This is a genomic window from Streptomyces aurantiacus, from assembly GCF_001418335.1.
GTDB lineage: Bacteria > Actinomycetota > Actinomycetes > Streptomycetales > Streptomycetaceae > Streptomyces > Streptomyces aurantiacus.
The window spans coordinates 1-2,954 of record NZ_LIPP01000460.1 but is presented as its reverse complement, the minus strand read 5'-3'; the positions used below and the strand labels follow the sequence as shown (position 1 = coordinate 2,954).

Below are 2,954 nucleotides of genomic sequence, written 5' to 3'. Positions count from 1 at the left end.
CCGGGCACTGCTCCGGGCGTTGCTCCGACGGCCGCTCCGGGTACCGCGTCTGCCGCCGCCTCGGACGCCGTCGCGGGCGCGGTGTCGGCGGCGACCCCGACGGCCACGGCGGAGACCGCCACCGAGGTCACCACAGAGGTCGCATCGGAGAGCGCCACCGAGACCGCCACCGAGGTTGCCTCGGAGACCCGTAGGGCCACCCCGCACCGGGCCGGCGCGAGTGCCCTCGTCATCGAGGTCTCCGACCACCACCCCGAGCGTGCCGTACGCGACGACGGCGCCGAGCGACCGCACGACGCCGTCGAGTACGGCCGCGGTCTGCGGCTCGTCTCCGCGCTCTCCGACGCCTGGGGCATCACCTACCGCACCGGCACCAAGACCGTCTGGGCCCGGCTGCCCGTCGCGGGGGTCACGGCCGTCGAGGCGAAGCAGGTCTACGAGACGCAGGTCTACGGAACGGAAGGGCACGCAACGCAGGTGCACGAAACGGAGGCCTACGAAACGGAGGCCTACGAAGGCGAGCACGCCCTGCGGCGCGGGCAGCGGGCCGCCGAGATCCTCGCCCCCGCGCCCCGGCGCAGCACGCAGGAACAGGACTGGCTCAACCGTGGCGCCCTCTCCTTCCTCGCCGAGGCCTCCGACCTGCTCGCCGGGCAGCTCGACGAGGACCTGATCGCCGCGCTCACCGGGCAGCTGGTCGTGCCGCGGCTCGCCGACTGGTGCGCCGTGTGGCTGGAGGACGAGGCGCCGGGCCGCTCCGAAGGGGGCGTCGTCGGCGGACCGCGGCTCGCCCGCGTCTGGCACGGCAGCGAGAACCGTATGGAGGAGCTGCGCCAGTTCCTGGAGAAGGACCCGCCCGAGCTGCCCGAGTCGGCGCGCGCCGGGCCCGTACCCGTGACCTGGCCGGCCGAGGCGTTGGGAGCGCGGGCGGGGACCGGCTCGGCCCTCGCGTTCCGGCTGATCGCGGGCGGCAGACCGCTCGGCGCCCTCGTCATCGGGCGGGCCGGGCAGGACCACTTCCCCGACGAGATCACCGGGCTCGTCGAGGACCTCAGTCGCCGCGTCGCGCTCGCCATCGGAGCGGCCCGCCAGTACGCGCGCCAGGCCACCATCAGCCGCGTACTGCAGCGGGGTCTGCTGCCCGGGGCGGTCGCCGAGATCCCCGGGATGCGCAGCGCGCTCGTCTACGAGCCGTGCGACAAGGGCGGACCGAGCGGGGACTTCTACGACCTCTTCCCCGCCGGGGACGGACGCTGGTGCTTCGCCCTCGGCGACGTGCAGGGCAAGGGGCCCGAGGCGGCCGTCGTCATCGGCCTCGCCCGGCCCTGGCTGCGGCTGCTGGCCCGCGAGGGATACGCGGTGCCCGACGTCCTCGACCGCCTCAACCAGCTGCTCCTCGACGACGCCACCGAGACCGCGGACGCCGCGGCCCGCGCCCTGGTGGCGGCCGGCGGGCAGGGGCTCACCGACGAGGGGCCACAGACCCGCTTCCTCTCCCTCCTCTACGGCGAGCTCGTACCCCTGGAGGACGGAGTGCGCTGCACGATGGCCTCCGCCGGGCACCCGCTGCCGCTGCTCCTGGAGCCGTCGGGGAAGGTCTGCGAGGTGGCCCAGCCGCAGACCCTGCTCGGCGTCTTCGAGGACGCCGGCTACCACTGCGACACGTTCGAGCTGCGGCCCGGCGACAGCATCCTCTGCGTCACGGACGGTGTGACGGAGCGGCGCAACGGGCCCCGGCAGTTCGACGACGAGGCGGGGCTCGCGGACGCGCTCACCGGGTGCGCGGGACTGAGCGCGGAACTGATCGCCGAGCGGATCCGACGGCTGGTGCACGAGTTCGGCGGGAAGCCACCGGAGGACGACCTGGCACTGCTGGTGCTGCAGGCGGAGTAGGTCCGGCCGTGCGTACGGGGACATCCGTGCGTACGGGACAATGGGAGACATGCCTTCCGCACTTCCCGACGGCGAGCCCGTCCCCGACGACGGGGCGCTGCCCGCGTACGCCCTGGCCGGCGCGGGCGACCGCCCGCTCGGGTTCTACCTCCACGTCCCGTACTGCGCGACGCGCTGCGGCTACTGCGACTTCAACACGTACACGGCCACGGAGCTGCGCGGCTCCGGGGGAGTGCTGGCCTCCCGCGACAACTACGCCGAGACCCTGACCGACGAGGTCAGGCTGGCCCGCAAGGTCCTCGGCGACGACCCGCGGCCCGTCCGCACGGTCTTCGTCGGCGGCGGTACGCCCACCCTGCTGGCCGCCGACGATCTCGTACGGATGCTGGGGGCGATCCGGGACGAGTTCGGGCTCGCGGACGACGCGGAGATCAGCACGGAGGCGAACCCCGAGTCGGTGGACCCGGCGTACCTGGCCACGCTCCGGGCCGGCGGTTTCAACCGGATCTCCTTCGGCATGCAGAGCGCGCGCGAACACGTGCTCCAGGTACTCGACCGCACCCATACGCCCGGCCGGCCCGAGGCGTGCGTCGCCGAGGCCCGCGCGGCCGGCTTCGACCACGTGAACCTCGACCTCATCTACGGCACGCCCGGAGAGAGCGACGACGACTGGCGGGCCTCGCTCGACGCGGCGATCGGCGCCGGGCCCGACCACGTGTCTGCGTACGCGCTGATCGTCGAGGAGGGTACGCAGCTCGCGCGGCGCATCCGGCGCGGCGAGGTGCCGATGACCGACGACGACGTCCACGCGGACCGGTACCTGATGGCCGAGGATCGCCTGTCGGAAGCGGGCTTCTCCTGGTACGAGGTGTCCAACTGGGCCACCTCCGAGGCCGGCCGGTGCCTGCACAACGAGCTGTACTGGCGCGGGGCCGACTGGTGGGGCGCCGGGCCCGGCGCACACAGCCATGTGGGCGGGGTGCGGTGGTGGAACGTCAAGCATCCCGGGGCGTACGCGGGGGCGTTGGCGGCGGGGCGGTCGCCCGGGGCCGGGCGTGAGC

Annotated in this window: 2 protein-coding genes; both read left to right on the top strand. The window is 74.1% G+C overall.

Features of this window, described 5'->3' with window-relative positions; all coding sequences use genetic code 11:
• A partial coding sequence (locus AOK01_RS38670; protein ID WP_425424794.1) for a SpoIIE family protein phosphatase occupies positions 1-1,893 on the top strand: 1,893 nt, incomplete at its 5' end.
• Positions 1,894-1,942: 49 nt separating this feature from the next.
• On the top strand, positions 1,943-2,954 hold a 1,012-nt coding region (gene hemW, locus AOK01_RS38665), incomplete at its 3' end, for a radical SAM family heme chaperone HemW (RefSeq protein WP_055520122.1).